Here is a 16,236-nt window from a genome sequence, read left to right on the forward strand (position 1 = left end):
ATATAGGAAAAGAAAAAAAGAGGACTGCCAACATTTTATTGTTAGACAGTCCCATGAATTTTCAAAACAGAATGGCAGCACCGAAACTTACTTGATGTAATTCCGGACCTTTATTTTTCTCGAATAGAGGGGTTATTCCGTAGCGGGCCCATACGGCAAAGTGATTACCACCCATTTGTGCCATGAGGTCAAAATTGAAACGGGGCATATTCAGGTTTCCCCGGTTACTGATCGTTTTGCTTTTGTGAGGAAATTTATTCTCTGTAATTTTTACCTTGGTTTGTGTGATGAAATTGTATGAACCCACGACTCCCATGTTGAAATGGAAACGGCTTGTTTTATTGGACGGGGATTGAAATTCGAGCATTAACGGGATGTTTGCAGAGAGTACTCTCAATCTGCTGGAAGAGATGGATCCCTCGTCATAGGTGAAAGGTTCTATGATGCCTTTTTTGTTTTTATGGATAGCGATTTTGTTGTCGAACTCCATGTTTTGGAATTCGGCCCCGATGCCTGCCACGATACCAACAGTGTTTTTTTGTTTTTGTAGCCCGATGTTGATTTCAATGATGTTGAGAGCCACGGTGTAGGAGGTTTGTAGCTTTAGTTTCATGAAATCTTTGTTCTTGTAAGCGGAATAATCGCTTTTACCAAAGGTGATGAATCCACCGTAAATCCCTGCCACGTGTCCGTTGAAACGGACTTTCTCTTCTTTCTCATTTTTGAAGACACTGTCTTGACGGACGTTGGATGCCGATGTGGACGAGTTGGCATCCTGAGCCTTCAAGCCGTTTATGCCGAAAAGGCATATAAACAGCGCTAATAGTGTTGTTTTCATCTCTTTATATATATTTATATAACGTATAAGTTCCGATCTTTAGAACGGGCGAACCGTTGGTCGAATGGAGGGTACTTTTTGGAGTATCCCGGAAGTAATAGTTTTTACGTCACAACGTATGAAATGTTGTGACACAGTGATTTAAAAAGGTGAAAAACAACTCAATAAAGATTATTAATTCTGTGATTTAATGATAACTCTAAATTTTAACTTTAAACGCTCTTAGAAGTTTACCCCGAACCCGATAACATACGGGTGTAAATCAGGAGCTTTGCCTGATTTCATCATACGGTTGAGGGTATAGCTGCCCCACAGTGCCAGTTTGTCGTATCCTACACGGGCAACAACGTCTGCTTTTACCGGGTTCATGCTGTAATTTCCCGCTTTTTTGTAGCGACGTTTGTCCCCGTTCTCGTTTTTGTACACGACTTTGGTTTTCGTGTGTAATCTTAACCCGCCCATGATTCCGGCTCCCACGTATGCCCGGCGGTGATTTTTCGCGGGGAATTGCCATTCACAGATCAAGGGAACGGTGAGATAAAGGTTTTTCAATGAACTCTTCTTTACATGATCTATTTCCAACGGATATATTTTCCCGTTTTCTCCCCGTTGAATACTGTTTTTGTGCTCGAAACGGAAGCGTTGGTATTCTAATCCCAGTCCGGTAACAAGCCCGAAATTATTCAATTTATTCAGACGCATACTGTATTGGAACATGTTGAATTGCATTACCAGTGAATTCTTGCGTTGCAAGTCCATGAATGGAGAGCCGCCCGGAACAATATCATAATCCCCGAAATCGGCAAATCCAAGATTAAATCCGCTCCAGTGTCCCCGGAACCGTGGATTTTGGCTCCGTTGGTATATGTGTCGGTGGATGGGATCGCTTAATATTTCCGATTTCTTGACTTGTCTGCTTGTTTCTCTATCCTGCAAGTGTATTTCTTTGACGTCACGTCTTAGAGTGTCGCTCGTGCCTGTCCCGTGGTCCCGCGCCATAACGGGAATCGACAGCAATAATGCCAAGGGAATGATAATACTTTTCATGGTGATTTATTTTTTGTTGGTTGTGTTTCTTATTTATTGGAGTTGTCCAAAAAAGTAATAGAATTGAAGAATTTATTTTTCTGCGGGATGAGTTCTTCCAAGTCTTTCGTATTCGCACCTATAGATACTTGATACATACAATTATCTCTGAAAATAAATCTTTTATAGTACGTCATCTCTTCAAGCTCTTTCATTATCGTGTAGGTAATCTCCCATATCTCGACATTTTTTGACGGTATACGCTTCTCGCTGGTGAGTTTAGCGGTCGGCATTGAAACTGATTCTTTCTTCATGGCGAGATATAGCTGGTTGACCGTGTAAGCATCAAGGATACCTTTTTCTTTCGTCAATTGCGTGCATACAACCCCGAAAACACAGGTTACGTTTTTCGTTTGGTATATCCATGAACGGATGTCATTCACGTCTTTTTTCAGACGTTCGCCCCGGCTAGGGAAAAGGAACGTGATTTGGTAGTCGCCTCTTATTTTTACCCATTCCTCTTTCTGTGGGGCGAAAGTTGCAAGTAATCCGATAAGAATAAATTTTATTATAGCCATATCCGTGCTGTTTATTTCGTGTGTTAAAGATAGAAATTATTATTTTTGTGGCAAAACTTATTTGATTGAAGATGATAGTCGGAGGAAAAGACGTAGGTGAGCGGCCGTTGATTTTGGCGCCGATGGAAGAGGTTACAAATCCCCCTTTCCGGAAATTCTGTAAGCGATACGGGGCGGATTGGCTCTACTCGGAATTTGTATCGGCGGATGCGTTGGTGCGTTCCATAAACAAGACCGTGAAGAAGTTGACGATAGAGGAGTCCGAACGTCCGGTAACCATTCAGATATACGGTCGCTTTATTGATTCGATGGTCGAGGCGGCAAAGATTGTTGAAGAAGTGCAGCCTGATTTTATAGATATAAATTTTGGGTGTCCCGTGAAAAGGGTTGCCGCGAAAGGGGCGGGAGCAGGAATGCTTCGGGATGTACCTTTAATGGTGGAAATGGCAAAGCAGATCGTGCAGGCCGTGAAGATCCCCGTTACGGCAAAGACTCGTTTGGGTTGGGATTGCGAGAATATTATCATTGACGATGTGGCAGAACGATTGCAGGATGTCGGGATTAGTGCTTTGGCTATTCACGGGCGCACCCGTTCCCAGATGTACAAGGGTGAGGCAGATTGGGAGCCTATCGCCGGAGTGAAGCGAAATCCCCGGATAAAGATCCCGATCATCGGAAACGGTGATATCGACACCCCGGAAAAGGTAAAAGAAGCTTTCGAGCGTTACGGTGTGGACGGGGTAATGATCGGGCGTGCCACGATCGGTAAGCCGTGGATATTTCAACAGATTAAACATTATATGAAGACGGGGGAGATTCTACCCGAATTGCCCCTGCACGAACAAATAGAGATTATCAAGGAACAAATACTGTTATCCCAAGAATGGTTGGATGAAGTGCGGGGATTATTCCACATGCGTCGGCACATGGCTTGTATGTTCAAAGGATTGCCCCATTTCCGTGATTTGCGGATTCAAATGCTGCAAGCCCCGACCATAGAAACGTTGTGGGAAGTGTTTGATAAGATTGAGGAGCGATACAAGGGAGAGGGGCTATAAAACCCCTCTATACAATCATATAAATTACTGCTGCCACAAGTGAGCCGGCTAATGGCCCTAAGATAGGAATCCACGCGTAATCCCATTGACTGCTTCCTTTTCCCGGAATCGGGAGGATGGCATGCATTACACGGGGTGCGAAATCTCGGGCGGGATTGATGGCATATCCGGTGACTCCGCCTAAAGAAAGTCCGATTACCCATACGATGAAGGATACGGGAATTGCACCGACCGAACCCAATCCGATAGGGGTAGTTGTATCGACATCGGCTATCAGTTCAGCCCCGGTAATATAGAATACCGAGAACATCAATACGAAGGTGGCGATAAGCTCACCCCCGAAGTTTACCACGTTATGTCGGATTTCGGGAGCCGTGCAGAATACACCGAGTTTTGCCCCGGGGTCGTCCGTGACCTTAAAGTGGTCATGGTAGACAATCCAGACGAGGAACGCACCCATGGCGGCACCCAGCATTTGAGCGATCACGTAAGAAGGTACACTTGCCCACGGGAATTTTTCCGCGATGGCGAAACCTATTGTAATGGCGGGATTCAAGTGGGCCCCGCTATATGGACCGGCGATGACGACTCCTGCAAAAACAGCAAGTGCCCATGCCGTGGTGATGGTAATCCAACCACCTTGAAATCCTTTGGTCTTTTTTAGCACGACGTTGGCTACTACGCCGTCACCCAAGAGGATCATCGTCATTGTTCCGAGTAGCTCTGCTATAAATGGTGACATGGAGAATTTAAGATTTATGATTTAAGATTTATGATTTAAGATTACTGTTTTACAGTTCTTCCCAGTTACGGGCTCTTTCGATAGCTTTATGCCACATGTGAAGGAGTTTGTCGACCTCTTCTTCTGTCGCAACAGGGGAGAACTCCTTGTTGATGTTCCATTGTTTGCGCAGCTCTTCAGTGTCACGCCAGAACCCGATAGCCAATCCGGCGAGATAAGCCGCACCGAGAGCTGTTGTTTCCAGTATCTGGGGGCGAACCACGTGTGTTCTGTTAATGTCACTTTGGAATTGCATCAGGAAATTGTTGGCAACAGCACCTCCGTCTACCCGTAATTCGAGAGATTGGCGGTGAGTGTCATGCTCCATGGCTTTTAAAATATCGTACACTTGGAATGCAATTCCTTCCAGTGTTGCCCGGGCAATATGTGCGGGAGTTGTTCCTCGTGTGATTCCGAGAATGGCACCTCTGGCGTATTGATCCCAGTAAGGGGCACCCATTCCCGTGAGAGCGGGAACAAAATAAACTCCCCCGTTATCTTGAACGGATGTCGCGAGAGCCTCACTTTCCGAGGCAGTCCTGAGCAGTTGCATCCCGTCCCGTAGCCATTGGATGGCTGCTCCCCCCACGAATACACTTCCTTCCAAGGCGTAAGTAACGGAGTCACCGATTTTCCACGCGATGGTGCTTAACAGATTGTTTTCCGATTTTACGACTTCGCTTCCGGTATTCATGACCATAAAACATCCGGTACCGTATGTCGTTTTCGTCATTCCCGGTTCAAGGCAGAGTTGCCCGAAGAGGGCGGACTGTTGGTCGCCGGCTATTCCGGAGATCGGGATTTTCGTCGAGAACAAAGTTGTACTGGTTTCCGAATAGACTTCGCTGCTGCTTTTTACTTCCGGAAGTATAGCTTCGGGAATGTCGAAAAGTTCCAGTAACTCTTTATCCCATTGCAACGTGTGAATATTGAACAGCATCGTGCGGGAAGCATTGCTGACATCCGTCACGTGTACCCGTCCGTGCGTGAACTTCCACACGAGCCAACTGTCTACCGTACCGAAACACAACTTTCCTTTTTCAGCCCGTTCACGTACACCTTCGACATTATCGAGAATCCATTTGATTTTTGTGGCGGAGAAATAAGCATCAATCAGTAATCCCGTTTTCTCCCGGATCATTTCAGTATATCCGTTTTCTTGCAATTCCCGGCAGATATCGGCAGTACGCCTGTCTTGCCATACGATGGCGCGATAGACGGGCATAGAGGTTTCCCTGTCCCAAATGATCGTGGTTTCACGTTGGTTTGTGATACCTATACAAGCCACGTCCAGTCCCGTGAGGTCTGCTTTGGCGATAACTTCGGCGGCCACGGAGGATTGCGTGTACCAGATTTCGCTAGGATCGTGTTCCACCCAACCCGGGTGAGGGAAGTGTTGTTCGATTGGTTTCTGTGACATGGCAACAATATTTCCGTCATGGTTGAAAAGCACGGCGCGGGAGGAGGTTGTCCCTTGGTCTAGTGCAAGTACGTATTTCGCTGTCTTCATGATAATGTAATATTATATGTTTTTCATTTGTTGTGACAATAAATGCTATATTTCTTACGTAATTTTTAAAATTCGGTTACATTTATAAAAATGAATAGTCGTTTAACCGGAAACATTCCCGATATTGAATTTAAATATGGATTTGCAAGTATCTTTTATTTTGTAAGAAGTTTAAGGGGGGAAACCGTTTTTTTCGTATATTCGAAGTTGCAAACTGTAAATTAAGCTTATGAAAACAATTGTATTAATACTTGCGGTTATTTTTTCCGCGGGTGCTTTAAATGCAGAGAAAATGGAAAAAGCAAAGAATTCAGGAAATGTAGTGATCTTGTTGGCTCACCCGAATTTCAAGGAGTCACAGGCGAATAAGGCATTGATTGATGCCGTGAAAGATATTCCGGGAGTGGTAATTCTGGATTTGTACGCCAAGCCTTTTGACGCCGAGGCGCACAAGAAAATTTTATCGGAGGCGAAAGCGGTTGTGTTTCAATTCCCGTTTTATTGGGCGAGTGCGCCTTCACAGTTGAAAAAGTGGTTGGATGAGATTTTCACGCCCTTGGCACAAACCGAGGTGGTGAAAGGGAAACCGTTAATGGTGGCCACGACAACGGGTTCGGAATACGAGGCGTATCGTTCCGGAGGCAGGAATCATTTTACGATGGACGAGTTATTGCGTCCTTACCAGTTGACGGCTAATCATTCGGGTATGGTCTGGCAAACGCCTCACGTGGTTTATGGCGTGGCGACACCTGCCGGAGCCGGGAACGTGAAAGAAGGTGCAAAGGCTTATCGTCAGCGGATAGAAGCGTTATTGAAAAAATAAATGAAGAAAAAAATGAAGAAATTTAATACCTTTTACGTTCTGCTTGCCGTAGTATTGGTGATTGTATTTTTAAAAACATCATGTATGGGAGATGCGAAACAACAAGATGATCCGGTTTTGAAGACCAAGGCTGTTTTGGAAAATATCGCGGCACGCAAGAGTGTACGCAAGTATTTAAAGAAAGAAGTAGAGGAAGAGAAGATTACCGCTATGTTGAAGGCGGGAATGGCTGCACCTTCCGGGATGGACAGACGTCCGTGGGAATTTGTCGTGGTAACCGATCGGGCAGCGCTTGATTCGATGGCTGCAAGTCTGCCTTATGCCAAAATGTTGGCACAAGCACCGATGGCTATTGTCGTTTGTGGTGATTCTACCCGTTCTTCTTATTGGTACGTGGACTGTTCGGCAGTAACGCAGAATATTCTCTTGGCTGCTGAGGCTCTCGGGTTGGGAGCCGTATGGACGGCGGCTTATCCTTACGAGGATCGCATCGGGGTTGTCCGGAAATACACGGCTATGCCCGAACAATTTGTGCCGCTTTGTATCATTCCTGTCGGTTATCCCGATGGTCCGCAAAAAGCGAAAGATAAATACGATGAAAGTAAAATTCATCGGAATAAATTCTAAAGATAAAGGCTCGGTTAAATCGAGCCTTTATCTTTAGAACAGTAACAGGCTAAAAGCCATAAGCCCCATTCCGGCAACGAGTCCGTAAATAGACAAATGATGTGCGCCGTATTCTTTGGCGGTAGGGAGAAGTTCGTCAAGAGAGATGAATACCATGATGCCTGCTACAAGGGCAAACAGAACGCCAAGGACAACGGCATTAATCCCGATGAAGAAATAGATTAGAACGAAGCCGATAATAGCTCCGAGGGGCTCGGACAAGCCGGAAAGAAAAGACAGTTTGAATGCTTTTTTTCGGTTGCCCGTGGCAAAGAATATGGGAACCGATACGGCAATCCCTTCCGGGATATTGTGAATGGCGATAGCGAATGCGATCGGGTATGCTATTTCCGGGTTAGACAGTCCGGCAATAAAAGTAGCCAGACCTTCCGGGAAGTTGTGGATACTGATGGCGAGAGCCGAGAATATCCCCATGCGCATTAATTTCTTGTCATGAGGTTGTTGCGCCATGCTCTCGACGGATTTTACCTCGTGCGGGTTCTCGTAGGAAGGAATCAATTTGTCGATAACGGCAATAAGTCCCATGCCGCAAAAGAAAGCGATAGCCGTGATAATATCGGCAATCTTGCCGTCGTACACTTCCTCGATGGATTCTTTAGCGGTAGGAAACAACTCCACGAAAGAGACGTATATCATCACTCCTGCGCTGAATCCCAGCGAGAGGGACAGGAATTTTTTGTTCGTTTTTTTCGTCAGAAAAGCAATGGCACTACCAATTCCGGTCGATAGTCCGGCAAATAAAGTTAGCGTGAAAGCCAGCAACACGTTATTCCAAGAGATATCCATGCGTTTCGGTATTAAAAACTAAAAGTTAGAAAGGGTCAGTGTGATCTTTTCCAACTTTTAGTTTTTGGTTTTTGTTTAATAGAGTTATCGCAATATATCTATAATACGGTGAAGTCGTGTTAAAGTTTCTTCTTTCCCTAAAATTTCAATAATGTCAAATAAATGAGGACCATCAGCGGCACCGATAATAGCCAATCGGAACGGACTCATAACCTTACCGAAACCCATTTCTTTTGCCGTAACCCATTCCCTCACGGCTTCTTCCGTGTTGGGGGAGGTAAAGTCTTGTACGTTTTCCAGTACTCCGACTAGCTCTTGCATCAGCGCGGGTGTTCCTTCTTTCCAGAATTTTTTCACCCCTTTTTCGTCATAACTTTGCGGGGCTTTGTAGAAATACTGTGACGAATTGTAAATATCTGCCACGAAGTTTGCTCTTTCTTTCAGTAAATGGCAAATCTTCTCCAGTTTCTTCATATCGTAAGAAATACCGTCCTTTGCAAGTAATTCATTTAATATGACAGCCAAATCGGCATCGCTCTTTTCCACGAGGTACTTGTGATTAAACCATTTTGCCTTATCCGGGTTGAAGCGGGCGCCTGATTTATTTACGCGTTCCAGCGTGAACTGCTCGCACAATTCGGACAGAGAAAATATCTCTTGCTCCGTGCCGGGATTCCAGCCCAATAGGGCAAGCATATTGATAAAGGCATCGGGCAGATAACCGTCTTCCTTGTAGCCGTGCCATTTTTCACCGGTTTCCGGATCGGTAAATTCCATGGGGAACACAGGGAAGCCCATTTTGTTACCGTCACGTTTGCTGAGTTTCCCGTTGCCGACGGGTTTCAGTATCAACGGCAGATGCGCAAACTCCGGCATGGTATCTTCCCAACCGAAAGCCCGGTACAGGAGTACGTGTAGCGGGAGGGAGGGTAACCATTCTTCACCGCGGATCACGTGCGAAATCTTCATCAGATGATCGTCCACGATGTTTGCCAAATGGTACGTGGGCATTCCGTCTGCTTTAAACAGTACTTTGTCGTCCAGAAGAGAGGTATTGAAATGTACTTCTCCCCGGATAATATCGTGTAATAGCAAATCTTCGTTTTCCGGCATCTTGAAGCGAATCACGTAATTTGCACCGCTATCCAAAAGGGTTTTTACTTCGTCCGCGCTCATGTTGAGTGAATTCTTCATGTGCTTGCGGGTGGCGGCATTATACATGAATGTTTCCCCTTTTGCCTCATGTGCTGCACGTTGCGCGTTCAACTCGTCGGCACTGTCGAACGAATAGTACGCGTTGCCCGACTCCACGAGTTGGAGGGCATATTGTTTGTAAAGCGGTTTACGCTCGCTTTGGCGATAAGGTCCATATTCTCCCCCTGCACCTACACCCTCGTCCACGGTCAATCCGCACCATTTCAATGATTCGATGATGTATTCTTCGGCTCCCGGTACGTAGCGGGTTTGGTCAGTATCCTCGATTCTTAACAGGAAATCACCCCCGTTATGGCGGGCAAAAAGGTAATTAAAGAGGGCTGTTCTTACACCACCCAAGTGAAGGGCTCCGGTGGGGCTGGGAGCAAATCTTACTCTGACTTTTCTATCGGAAATCATATCTTTAATATTATAATAGCTCGTTTTCTCCTTCTTGTTCTTTTTTTTCTTCTTTTTCCCGTTCGATGAGTTGTGTCAGAAGGTTTTTGGCATAGGTAATCGCGTAACGTTCGGCTTCCTTTTTGGATGGGATGCCGCTCTTGATAGGCTCTGCATAGCTAAAAGGCTTATCAGGACCTTCCGTGAGAACGTAAAGAGTAAAATTACTATGTTGATTGCGGCTTTTACTGGTCAACCCGAACCACATTTCCACCGAGCGGTCTTTGAGATGTATATTGCGTTTGAACTTGTACATTACATGTTATTTCTCGGGGTATTCTTGAAATTGATGACTCCGACGGCAACAGCGAGTGCTGCCATGGCGCCCACGTTCACGTACACGGCAGTACGACTATTTTGCGGGGCAAAAAGACTAATCGTACTGGATATCATAATAAGGAATGCTGCTAGTATCAGCAAATATCTGGCTATTCGCATATATGTCTTTCTAAAGCGTTTTTAACCGGGTTAGCGTAGATTTCAAGGAAAATGTTGTTCAGCACGGAACGGTTTCCCTCGAGTTTATCCAACTTTTCAGTCATCACGCGGATGAAATTATCTTTTTCCTTCTCGCTGTATTTGGAGGTGAACTTGTTCGTGCCGTGAAGTAAGTCGTAAGCGACGTAATTATTCTCCCACAATTTGAAGTTACCTTGTATTCTGGAATCAATAAGCGTTGCCAGTTCAGCGATACGGTCGCCGTTATTGTCCTTGGCGTCAATTTCTTCCAGTTCATGGTCAATCGGGGGGGTGATGGCAAAATGCACCCGTCCCTTGTATCCGGACAGACCTTGTTGCATACTTCTCATATCCGCGGCAGGAGTCTTGATATATTCACCGACAGTCTTTTGATATAATTCGTCGGTTTTCAGATCATCACAAGGTTCCCACTCGTAGGAGATGGATACAGGCACAACCCGTAATTCACGGAAATTCTCCACGAAACCTTTCGGACCACTCATGCGGAACATTTTCAGCAAACTGTGTTGCGTGCGGTCATCCCCGTTTTTGGTTCTTCCTTCTTTTTGAGCAATCCACACGGAATCCTCATTCTCGTGAATGACGTCACGCAAATAATGAGAACGCATATTCGCACTGGTAATCATGTCACGCACGGGAAGTCCCCGCTCTATGATAAAGCAGGCATCCAGCTTCACGAGATCGGTCACCCATTTGTTGATTAACAAGTTGCTGCCGATAGCCGCTTCGCAATAGTGGCACCCCCGCTCTGATAGCAACACGTTGAGTATTGCCGAGTCGAGGATAATATCCCGATGATTTGAAACGAAGAGATAACTTTTACCCGGTTCGATATATTCTAACCCCGTTGCTGTCACCCCGTCGGTCGTTCCTGCTATCAAACGCTTCATCGTGGGACCGAAAAAACGTTCCTGAAACTCTTTTCTGGTAGTGATACCTTTCAGTTGCTCTTGTATTTTAGTCTTATCAATCCTTGTCATTTGGGAAAAAAGTGCCAAAAACTCTTCTGCTTGGCTCAGTCGCTCCACGGCGGCTGGAATCTCTTCCCCCATGTAGGGTCTGATACTATTAAATTGGGAATCCGATGTCATGTCGTAATTTTAAAATTAGAAATCACGTGGCAAATATAGATAAAATGTTTTATAAAAGTGTGTCTGATAAGCTTATATTCGGTCTAAATGAGTGAAACGCCTTATTTTCTGTAAAGTTATGGTCGAAAAATGAGTCTTTAAAGTCGTTTTGCCGGATGCAGTTTATGAAGTCTGTAAGGTCCATAAAGTCTATAAGGTCTGTAAGGTCACAGAACAAGGGTCTAAGGACCTTTGACTTTATAGACTTTACAGACCTTATGAACTAGAAGGTGTGCCAAAGCACGCCTTGCTTATTTTCTACCGGGATAAACTTCAAGAGCCTTTGCCAATGTTTCCATGGCACCCTTGAGGTCTTCAATCTTCAACACGTAAGCAATTCTTACCTCGTCTTTACCGAGTCCCGGGGTAGAGTAGAATCCGCTCGCGGGAGCTACCATAACGGTTTGCTTGTTGTACTCGAAATCCTCGAGCAACCATTGTGCGAATTTGTCTGCATCGTCAACGGGTAATTTTACCACGGCATAGAAAGCTCCTCTCGGTTTCGGGCAAATAACTCCCGGCATTTTATTGAGGGCTTCAACCATGAAATCACGTCTTTCGATGTATTCGTTATACACGCTTTCAAAATATTCGGCGGGGGTATCAAGTGATGCTTCGGCAACAATCTGACCGATTGCCGGGGCGCACAAACGAGCCATACCGAATTTCAAGGCAGCCGTCATAACCTCTTTGTTGCGGGTAACCAAAGCACCCACGCGAAGACCGCACTCGCTGTATCTCTTGGAAACAGAATCCAACAGGATCACGTTCTGTTCGATGCCTTGCAATTGCATCGTGGAGAAATGTTTGTATCCGTCATAGCAGAATTCACGATACACCTCGTCAGCGTACAGGTAAAGATCATGTTTCTTCACGATGGTAGCAAGTTGTTCCAGTTCTTCCTTGGAATACAAGTATCCCGTCGGGTTATTCGGGTTCACTATCACGATACCTTTCGTGCGGGGAGTAATTACTTTCTCGATCTCTGCAATCGGGGGCAAAGCGAAGTTTGTTTCGATAGAAGAGGTAACCGTCTTCACCTTTACGCCGCACATAAGAGCAAAAGCGTTATAATTGGCGTAGAACGGTTCGGGGATAATCACCTCGTCACCCGGGTTCAACGTGGACATGAAAGCTATCGTGATAGCTTCGGAACCTCCGGTAGTTATCATGATATTCGTTTCGTCGATATTGATACCAATATTCTGGTAATATTTGGCTAATTTTTTTCTGTAGGAAAGATTTCCGGCAGAATGGGTATATTCAATCACCTTCTCGTTACAGTGTTTTAAAGCTTCCAAAGCGACCTCCGGGGTTTGAATATCCGGTTGACCGATATTCAAGTGGTACACTTTAATCCCTCTTTCTTTTGCTTTATCCGCGAACGGAACCAATTTGCGAATCGGCGAAGAAGGCATCGCCATCCCTTTTTCTGAAATCTGTGGCATAAGTTATTCGAGTTTAAATTTATCTTGCACAAAGATAGACATATTGAATGATTTTAAATCAATCAGCCAATCTTTTTAATTTATCATGATCTAATAATTTTATTTTCCTTCCTTTAGCTTCTACCAGTCCCTCGTTCTTCAAATCGGAGAGCAGTCGGATCAGTGTTTCGGTAGCGGTTCCCACGAAATTACTCAAGTCTTCGCGGGTGATATTCAGTCGTAAAGTCCCGTCTTCTTCAACACCGAAATCGGAAGCGATAAGCAAGAGTATTTCTGCCAGCCGGGCTTTTACCGATTTTTGAGCGATATCACGGATATGACGATTAGCTTCTTCCAGTTCCTTGCAGGCGATTTGCATCATTTCATAAGCGAAATCCGAACTGTGTTTCATCATGTGTGTCAACGATGTATAAGAGATATAACACAATATACAGTCGGATAAAGTTTCCACCGAGGTACAAGCTAATTCATTACGGATGACAGAACGAAATCCGAACATTTCGCTCTCTTTCCCGAAACGAATAATTTGCTCTTTTCCGGTAATTCCGGTTTGGAAGATTTTCACGACACCTGAAAAAAGAAAATAACATCCTTTAATGCGAGAACCTTCTTTATAGATGTATTCGCCTTTTTTATAGAATTTTACCGTGTCATCCGTGAATAATGTTTCGAGGTACTCGTCAGGCACACCTTTGAATGTTAGCTTGAATTTGCTAATACATTCCGATAATTTTGGTATTGGAGCCTCTTCTTTCATGCTTTCCTTTTATATCGAACAAATTGCCCGGAATATAGATTCGCAATCATAACCACATTCACGGTATAACTGTTGTTGTGTACCGTGTTCCACGAACTGATCCGGAACACCCAAGCGCACAACCTTGGCGGAATACCCGTGATCAGACATAAATTCAAGCACGGCACTACCCAGTCCGCCCACGATTGTTCCGTCCTCTAAGGTAATGATTTTTTTGAATTTATGAAATATTGAATGGAGTAATTTTTCATCCAGAGGTTTGAGGAATCGCATATCATAGAAGGCAACCGAACGCCCCGTTCCCTTTTCAATAGCTTTGAGAGCCTCGTTCCCGATAGCTCCGATGGATACGATGGCAACATCCTCGCCTTCAATAATACAACGTCCTTGCCCGATAGGCAATTCCTTGAACGGGGTACGCCACTTGACCATTGTCCCGTTACCTCGCGGGTAGCGAATGGAGAAAGGTCCTTTGTCCGGCAATTGAGCCGTGTACATCATATCGCGTAATTCTTCCTCGTTGAGGGGAGAGGCTATTGTCAGGTTCGGGATGCAACGGAAGCTGGCAAGGTCAAAAACGCCGTGGTGTGTAGCCCCGTCAGCCCCGACCAATCCTCCCCGGTCAAGACAGAAAACGACGTTGAGTTTTTGCAATGCCACGTCGTGTATTACTTGATCGTATGCTCGTTGCATGAAAGAAGAATAGATATTACAGAAAGGCACGTACCCCTGTGCCGCCAATCCTGCCGAGAACGTAACGGCGTGTTGTTCGGCGATGCCGACATCAAAACAGCGATCGGGCATCTCTTTCATCATGATATTTAACGAGCAACCCGATGGCATGGCGGGAGTAATTCCCACGATTTTGGGATTGGTATGAGCCAATTCCAGTATGGTATGACCGAAAACATCCTGGAATTTGGGCGGGGTATTTTCCTTGCATTCTTTGATGATTTCCCCGGTTTCTTTATTGAATTTCCCCGGTGCGTGCCAAGTCGTTTGGTCTATCTCGGCTTGTTTGAACCCTTTCCCCTTGACTGTGATACAGTGGAGAAGTTTAGGGCCTTTGATTTGTTTCAGATCACGGAGAACCTTGACCAAGTGGTTGACATCATGCCCGTCCACGGGGCCGAAATACCGGAATCCCAGAGCCTCGAACAAGTTGCTCTGGCGTAGCATCAATGATTTGACGCTATTATCTATTTTCTGGATGAAGTTTCGGGCTCCCGGGCTGATTTTATTGATGCGCCCGAGAATATTCCAGATATCTTCTTTCAGTTTGTTATATGTTTTGGAAGTCGTGATATCGAGAAGGTATTCATTCATTCCGCCCACGTTGGGGTCAATTGCCATGTTGTTGTCGTTGAGAATAACCAGCAGGTTGGCATTATTAATACCCGCGTTATTCAATCCCTCGAAAGCCAGTCCCCCGGTCATCGCCCCGTCTCCGATAATTGCCACCGATAGGCGGTCTTCCTCCCCGTTCATTTTTGCCGCCACGGCCATTCCCAGCGCGGCGGAAATCGAGGTCGAGGAGTGTCCCGTCCCGAAAGCGTCATATTCGCTTTCGCTTCTTTTGGGAAACCCGCTGAGTCCCTTGTACTGCCGGTTCGTGCAGAAGTTGTCCCTTCGCCCGGTAAGTATCTTGTGGGGGTAAGCTTGATGTCCCACGTCCCACACGATATTATCGTACGGGGTATCGAACACGTAGTGCAATGCCACGGTAAGCTCGACAACCCCCAATCCGGCCCCGAAATGTCCGGGGTGTTCCGAACACTCGTCAATGATTTTCTCGCGTAATTCCCGACACAATTGAATCAGGTCGTCTTCCGGCACCTTCTTCAAATCATCGGGAGAGTTTATCGTATCTAATATTCTTTTTTCTTCGTTCATAATTAGCCATTGAAAAAAGTCTGAAGGTTTTCTCCCTTCATTTCCAATTTTTCAATTTTCAATTTTCAATTATTAATACACGATTGTTCCGATATTTTCGCCCGAAATGACTTTTTTCAAGTTACCCGGTTGGTCCATGTTGAAAACGATAATTGGTAAATGATTTTCTTTGCACATGGTCGTTGCCGTCAGGTCCATCACCTTTAGTCCCCGGTTGTATATCTCGTCATAGGTAATTTTGTCGAATTTGGTTGCTGTCGGGTCTTTCTCCGGGTCGGCAGTATAAATACCGTCCACGCGGGTACCTTTGAACATGGCATCCGCCTCTATCTCGATGGCACGCAGGCTGCTCGCCGTGTCGGTCGTGAAATACGGGTTACCCGTTCCGGCACTCATAATAGTGACATACCCTTCTTTCAAATATTCCATGGCTTTTGCTTTCGAGTAGAATTCCCCGATAGGTTCCATGCGGATAGCCGTGAGTACTTTGTTTTTACATCCCTCGTTGTCTAAAGCCGAACTTAAAGCTAGGCTGTTAATCACGGTTGCCAACATACCCATGCTGTCGCCTTTTACCCGGTCGAACCCCTTATTTGTACCACTCAGTCCCCTGAAAATATTGCCGCCACCGATAACAATCCCCACTTGGACTCCCATTTTTGCAATTTCATGTATTTGACGGGCGTAACTCTCCAAACACGTGGTATCGATACCATATTTTTGACCACCCATTAAAGATTCGCCGCTGAGTTTTAACAAAATTCGGTTATATTGCATATCTTTGTCTG

At 45.4% G+C, this 16,236-nt stretch carries 17 protein-coding genes; 3 read left to right on the forward strand and 14 right to left on the reverse strand.

Annotated elements, in window-relative coordinates:
• Positions 1 to 61: 61 nt before the first annotated feature.
• The 3 genes from L0M98_RS16145 to L0M98_RS16155 form a co-directional block, all read right to left on the reverse strand.
• Positions 62 to 838, reverse strand: coding sequence for a hypothetical protein (locus L0M98_RS16145; protein WP_099291346.1), 777 nt, complete (start codon positions 836 to 838; stop codon positions 62 to 64).
• Between the two features lie 222 nt (positions 839 to 1,060).
• Positions 1,061 to 1,885 carry an outer membrane beta-barrel protein gene (locus L0M98_RS16150; RefSeq protein ID WP_227216939.1) on the reverse strand — a complete coding sequence of 275 codons (825 nt, stop codon included), beginning with the start codon at positions 1,883 to 1,885 and terminating at the stop codon, positions 1,061 to 1,063.
• Between the two features lie 29 nt (positions 1,886 to 1,914).
• On the reverse strand, positions 1,915 to 2,442 hold the full coding sequence (locus L0M98_RS16155) for a hypothetical protein (protein ID WP_099291344.1): 528 nt from the start codon (positions 2,440 to 2,442) through the stop codon (positions 1,915 to 1,917).
• A gap of 71 nt (positions 2,443 to 2,513) precedes the next feature.
• Here L0M98_RS16155 and dusB point away from each other — a divergent pair, with 71 nt between their 5' ends.
• The gene (gene dusB / locus L0M98_RS16160) at positions 2,514 to 3,500 is read left to right on the forward strand and encodes a tRNA dihydrouridine synthase DusB (RefSeq protein ID WP_186974885.1); all 987 of its coding nucleotides are present in this window, start codon (positions 2,514 to 2,516) and stop codon (positions 3,498 to 3,500) included.
• Between the two features lie 7 nt (positions 3,501 to 3,507).
• Here dusB and L0M98_RS16165 read toward each other — a convergent pair whose 3' ends face one another.
• Together L0M98_RS16165 and glpK are read right to left on the reverse strand one after the other, a co-directional pair.
• Complete coding sequence (locus L0M98_RS16165) at positions 3,508 to 4,242, reverse strand: MIP/aquaporin family protein (RefSeq protein WP_227216940.1); 735 nt, start codon at positions 4,240 to 4,242, stop codon at positions 3,508 to 3,510.
• A gap of 49 nt (positions 4,243 to 4,291) precedes the next feature.
• Positions 4,292 to 5,791 (reverse strand): glycerol kinase GlpK, encoded by a 1,500-nt coding sequence (glpK, locus tag L0M98_RS16170; protein ID WP_099291340.1) that lies wholly within the window; start codon positions 5,789 to 5,791, stop codon positions 4,292 to 4,294.
• 292 nt (positions 5,792 to 6,083) lie between these two features.
• On the opposite strand from glpK, the gene L0M98_RS16175 reads away from it, so the two are divergent.
• A complete protein-coding gene (locus L0M98_RS16175) occupies positions 6,084 to 6,614 on the forward strand; it encodes an NAD(P)H-dependent oxidoreductase (protein ID WP_099291862.1) in 531 nt (176 codons plus the stop codon).
• Between the two features lie 12 nt (positions 6,615 to 6,626).
• Entirely contained in the window at positions 6,627 to 7,241 is a 615-nt protein-coding gene (locus L0M98_RS16180; RefSeq protein WP_227216941.1) for a nitroreductase family protein, read from the forward strand.
• 33 nt (positions 7,242 to 7,274) lie between these two features.
• On the opposite strand, the gene zupT is transcribed toward L0M98_RS16180, so the two are convergent.
• The 9 genes from zupT to pyrH form a co-directional block, all read right to left on the reverse strand.
• Positions 7,275 to 8,087, reverse strand: coding sequence for a zinc transporter ZupT (gene zupT, locus L0M98_RS16185; RefSeq protein ID WP_099291339.1), 813 nt, complete (start codon positions 8,085 to 8,087; stop codon positions 7,275 to 7,277).
• A gap of 84 nt (positions 8,088 to 8,171) precedes the next feature.
• Positions 8,172 to 9,701, reverse strand: a complete 1,530-nt coding sequence (gene gltX, locus L0M98_RS16190; protein ID WP_099291338.1) for a glutamate--tRNA ligase — start codon at positions 9,699 to 9,701, stop codon at positions 8,172 to 8,174.
• A gap of 10 nt (positions 9,702 to 9,711) precedes the next feature.
• Positions 9,712 to 9,996: a hypothetical protein gene (locus tag L0M98_RS16195; RefSeq protein WP_099291337.1), complete on the reverse strand. Its 285-nt coding sequence runs from the start codon at positions 9,994 to 9,996 to the stop codon at positions 9,712 to 9,714.
• Positions 9,996 to 10,178, reverse strand: a complete 183-nt coding sequence (locus L0M98_RS16200; protein ID WP_099291336.1) for a hypothetical protein — start codon at positions 10,176 to 10,178, stop codon at positions 9,996 to 9,998. Before L0M98_RS16200 ends, L0M98_RS16195 begins: the two co-directional genes overlap by 1 nt.
• A complete protein-coding gene (locus L0M98_RS16205) occupies positions 10,169 to 11,311 on the reverse strand; it encodes a 1-acyl-sn-glycerol-3-phosphate acyltransferase (RefSeq protein ID WP_099291335.1) in 1,143 nt (380 codons plus the stop codon). The genes L0M98_RS16200 and L0M98_RS16205 overlap by 10 nt, the downstream gene beginning before the upstream one ends.
• Positions 11,312 to 11,601: 290 nt before the next feature.
• Positions 11,602 to 12,798 carry a pyridoxal phosphate-dependent aminotransferase gene (locus L0M98_RS16210; protein WP_099291334.1) on the reverse strand — a complete coding sequence of 399 codons (1,197 nt, stop codon included), beginning with the start codon at positions 12,796 to 12,798 and terminating at the stop codon, positions 11,602 to 11,604.
• A 58-nt stretch (positions 12,799 to 12,856) separates the two neighbouring features.
• Positions 12,857 to 13,555 (reverse strand): Crp/Fnr family transcriptional regulator, encoded by a 699-nt coding sequence (locus L0M98_RS16215; protein ID WP_099291333.1) that lies wholly within the window; start codon positions 13,553 to 13,555, stop codon positions 12,857 to 12,859.
• Positions 13,556 to 13,564: 9 nt separating this feature from the next.
• Complete coding sequence (gene dxs / locus L0M98_RS16220; protein ID WP_227216942.1) at positions 13,565 to 15,448, reverse strand: 1-deoxy-D-xylulose-5-phosphate synthase; 1,884 nt, start codon at positions 15,446 to 15,448, stop codon at positions 13,565 to 13,567.
• Positions 15,449 to 15,520: 72 nt separating this feature from the next.
• The gene (pyrH, locus tag L0M98_RS16225) at positions 15,521 to 16,225 is read right to left on the reverse strand and encodes a UMP kinase (protein WP_099291331.1); all 705 of its coding nucleotides are present in this window, start codon (positions 16,223 to 16,225) and stop codon (positions 15,521 to 15,523) included.
• Between the last annotated feature and the right edge of the window lie 11 nt (positions 16,226 to 16,236).

It is taken from the genome of Butyricimonas sp. DFI.6.44 (assembly GCF_022132345.1).
GTDB lineage: Bacteria > Bacteroidota > Bacteroidia > Bacteroidales > Marinifilaceae > Butyricimonas > Butyricimonas muris.

Excerpts from the sequence above, each read along its gene's own strand:
- dusB (WP_186974885.1), top strand. The coding sequence starts at position 2,514 with ATGATAGTCGGAGGAAAAGACGTAGGTGAGCGGCCGTTGATTTTGGCG.
- gltX (WP_099291338.1), bottom strand. The coding sequence starts at position 9,701 with ATGATTTCCGATAGAAAAGTCAGAGTAAGATTTGCTCCCAGCCCCACC.
- L0M98_RS16215 (WP_099291333.1), bottom strand. The coding sequence starts at position 13,555 with ATGAAAGAAGAGGCTCCAATACCAAAATTATCGGAATGTATTAGCAAA.
- pyrH (WP_099291331.1), bottom strand. The coding sequence starts at position 16,225 with ATGCAATATAACCGAATTTTGTTAAAACTCAGCGGCGAATCTTTAATG.
- L0M98_RS16165 (WP_227216940.1), bottom strand. The coding sequence starts at position 4,242 with ATGTCACCATTTATAGCAGAGCTACTCGGAACAATGACGATGATCCTC.
- dxs (WP_227216942.1), bottom strand. The coding sequence starts at position 15,448 with ATGAACGAAGAAAAAAGAATATTAGATACGATAAACTCTCCCGATGAT.
- L0M98_RS16205 (WP_099291335.1), bottom strand. The coding sequence starts at position 11,311 with ATGACATCGGATTCCCAATTTAATAGTATCAGACCCTACATGGGGGAA.
- L0M98_RS16210 (WP_099291334.1), bottom strand. The coding sequence starts at position 12,798 with ATGCCACAGATTTCAGAAAAAGGGATGGCGATGCCTTCTTCGCCGATT.
- L0M98_RS16155 (WP_099291344.1), bottom strand. The coding sequence starts at position 2,442 with ATGGCTATAATAAAATTTATTCTTATCGGATTACTTGCAACTTTCGCC.
- L0M98_RS16150 (WP_227216939.1), bottom strand. The coding sequence starts at position 1,885 with ATGAAAAGTATTATCATTCCCTTGGCATTATTGCTGTCGATTCCCGTT.
- zupT (WP_099291339.1), bottom strand. The coding sequence starts at position 8,087 with ATGGATATCTCTTGGAATAACGTGTTGCTGGCTTTCACGCTAACTTTA.
- L0M98_RS16180 (WP_227216941.1), top strand. The coding sequence starts at position 6,627 with ATGAAGAAATTTAATACCTTTTACGTTCTGCTTGCCGTAGTATTGGTG.
- L0M98_RS16200 (WP_099291336.1), bottom strand. The coding sequence starts at position 10,178 with ATGCGAATAGCCAGATATTTGCTGATACTAGCAGCATTCCTTATTATG.
- L0M98_RS16175 (WP_099291862.1), top strand. The coding sequence starts at position 6,084 with ATGGAAAAAGCAAAGAATTCAGGAAATGTAGTGATCTTGTTGGCTCAC.
- glpK (WP_099291340.1), bottom strand. The coding sequence starts at position 5,791 with ATGAAGACAGCGAAATACGTACTTGCACTAGACCAAGGGACAACCTCC.
- L0M98_RS16195 (WP_099291337.1), bottom strand. The coding sequence starts at position 9,996 with ATGTACAAGTTCAAACGCAATATACATCTCAAAGACCGCTCGGTGGAA.
- L0M98_RS16145 (WP_099291346.1), bottom strand. The coding sequence starts at position 838 with ATGAAAACAACACTATTAGCGCTGTTTATATGCCTTTTCGGCATAAAC.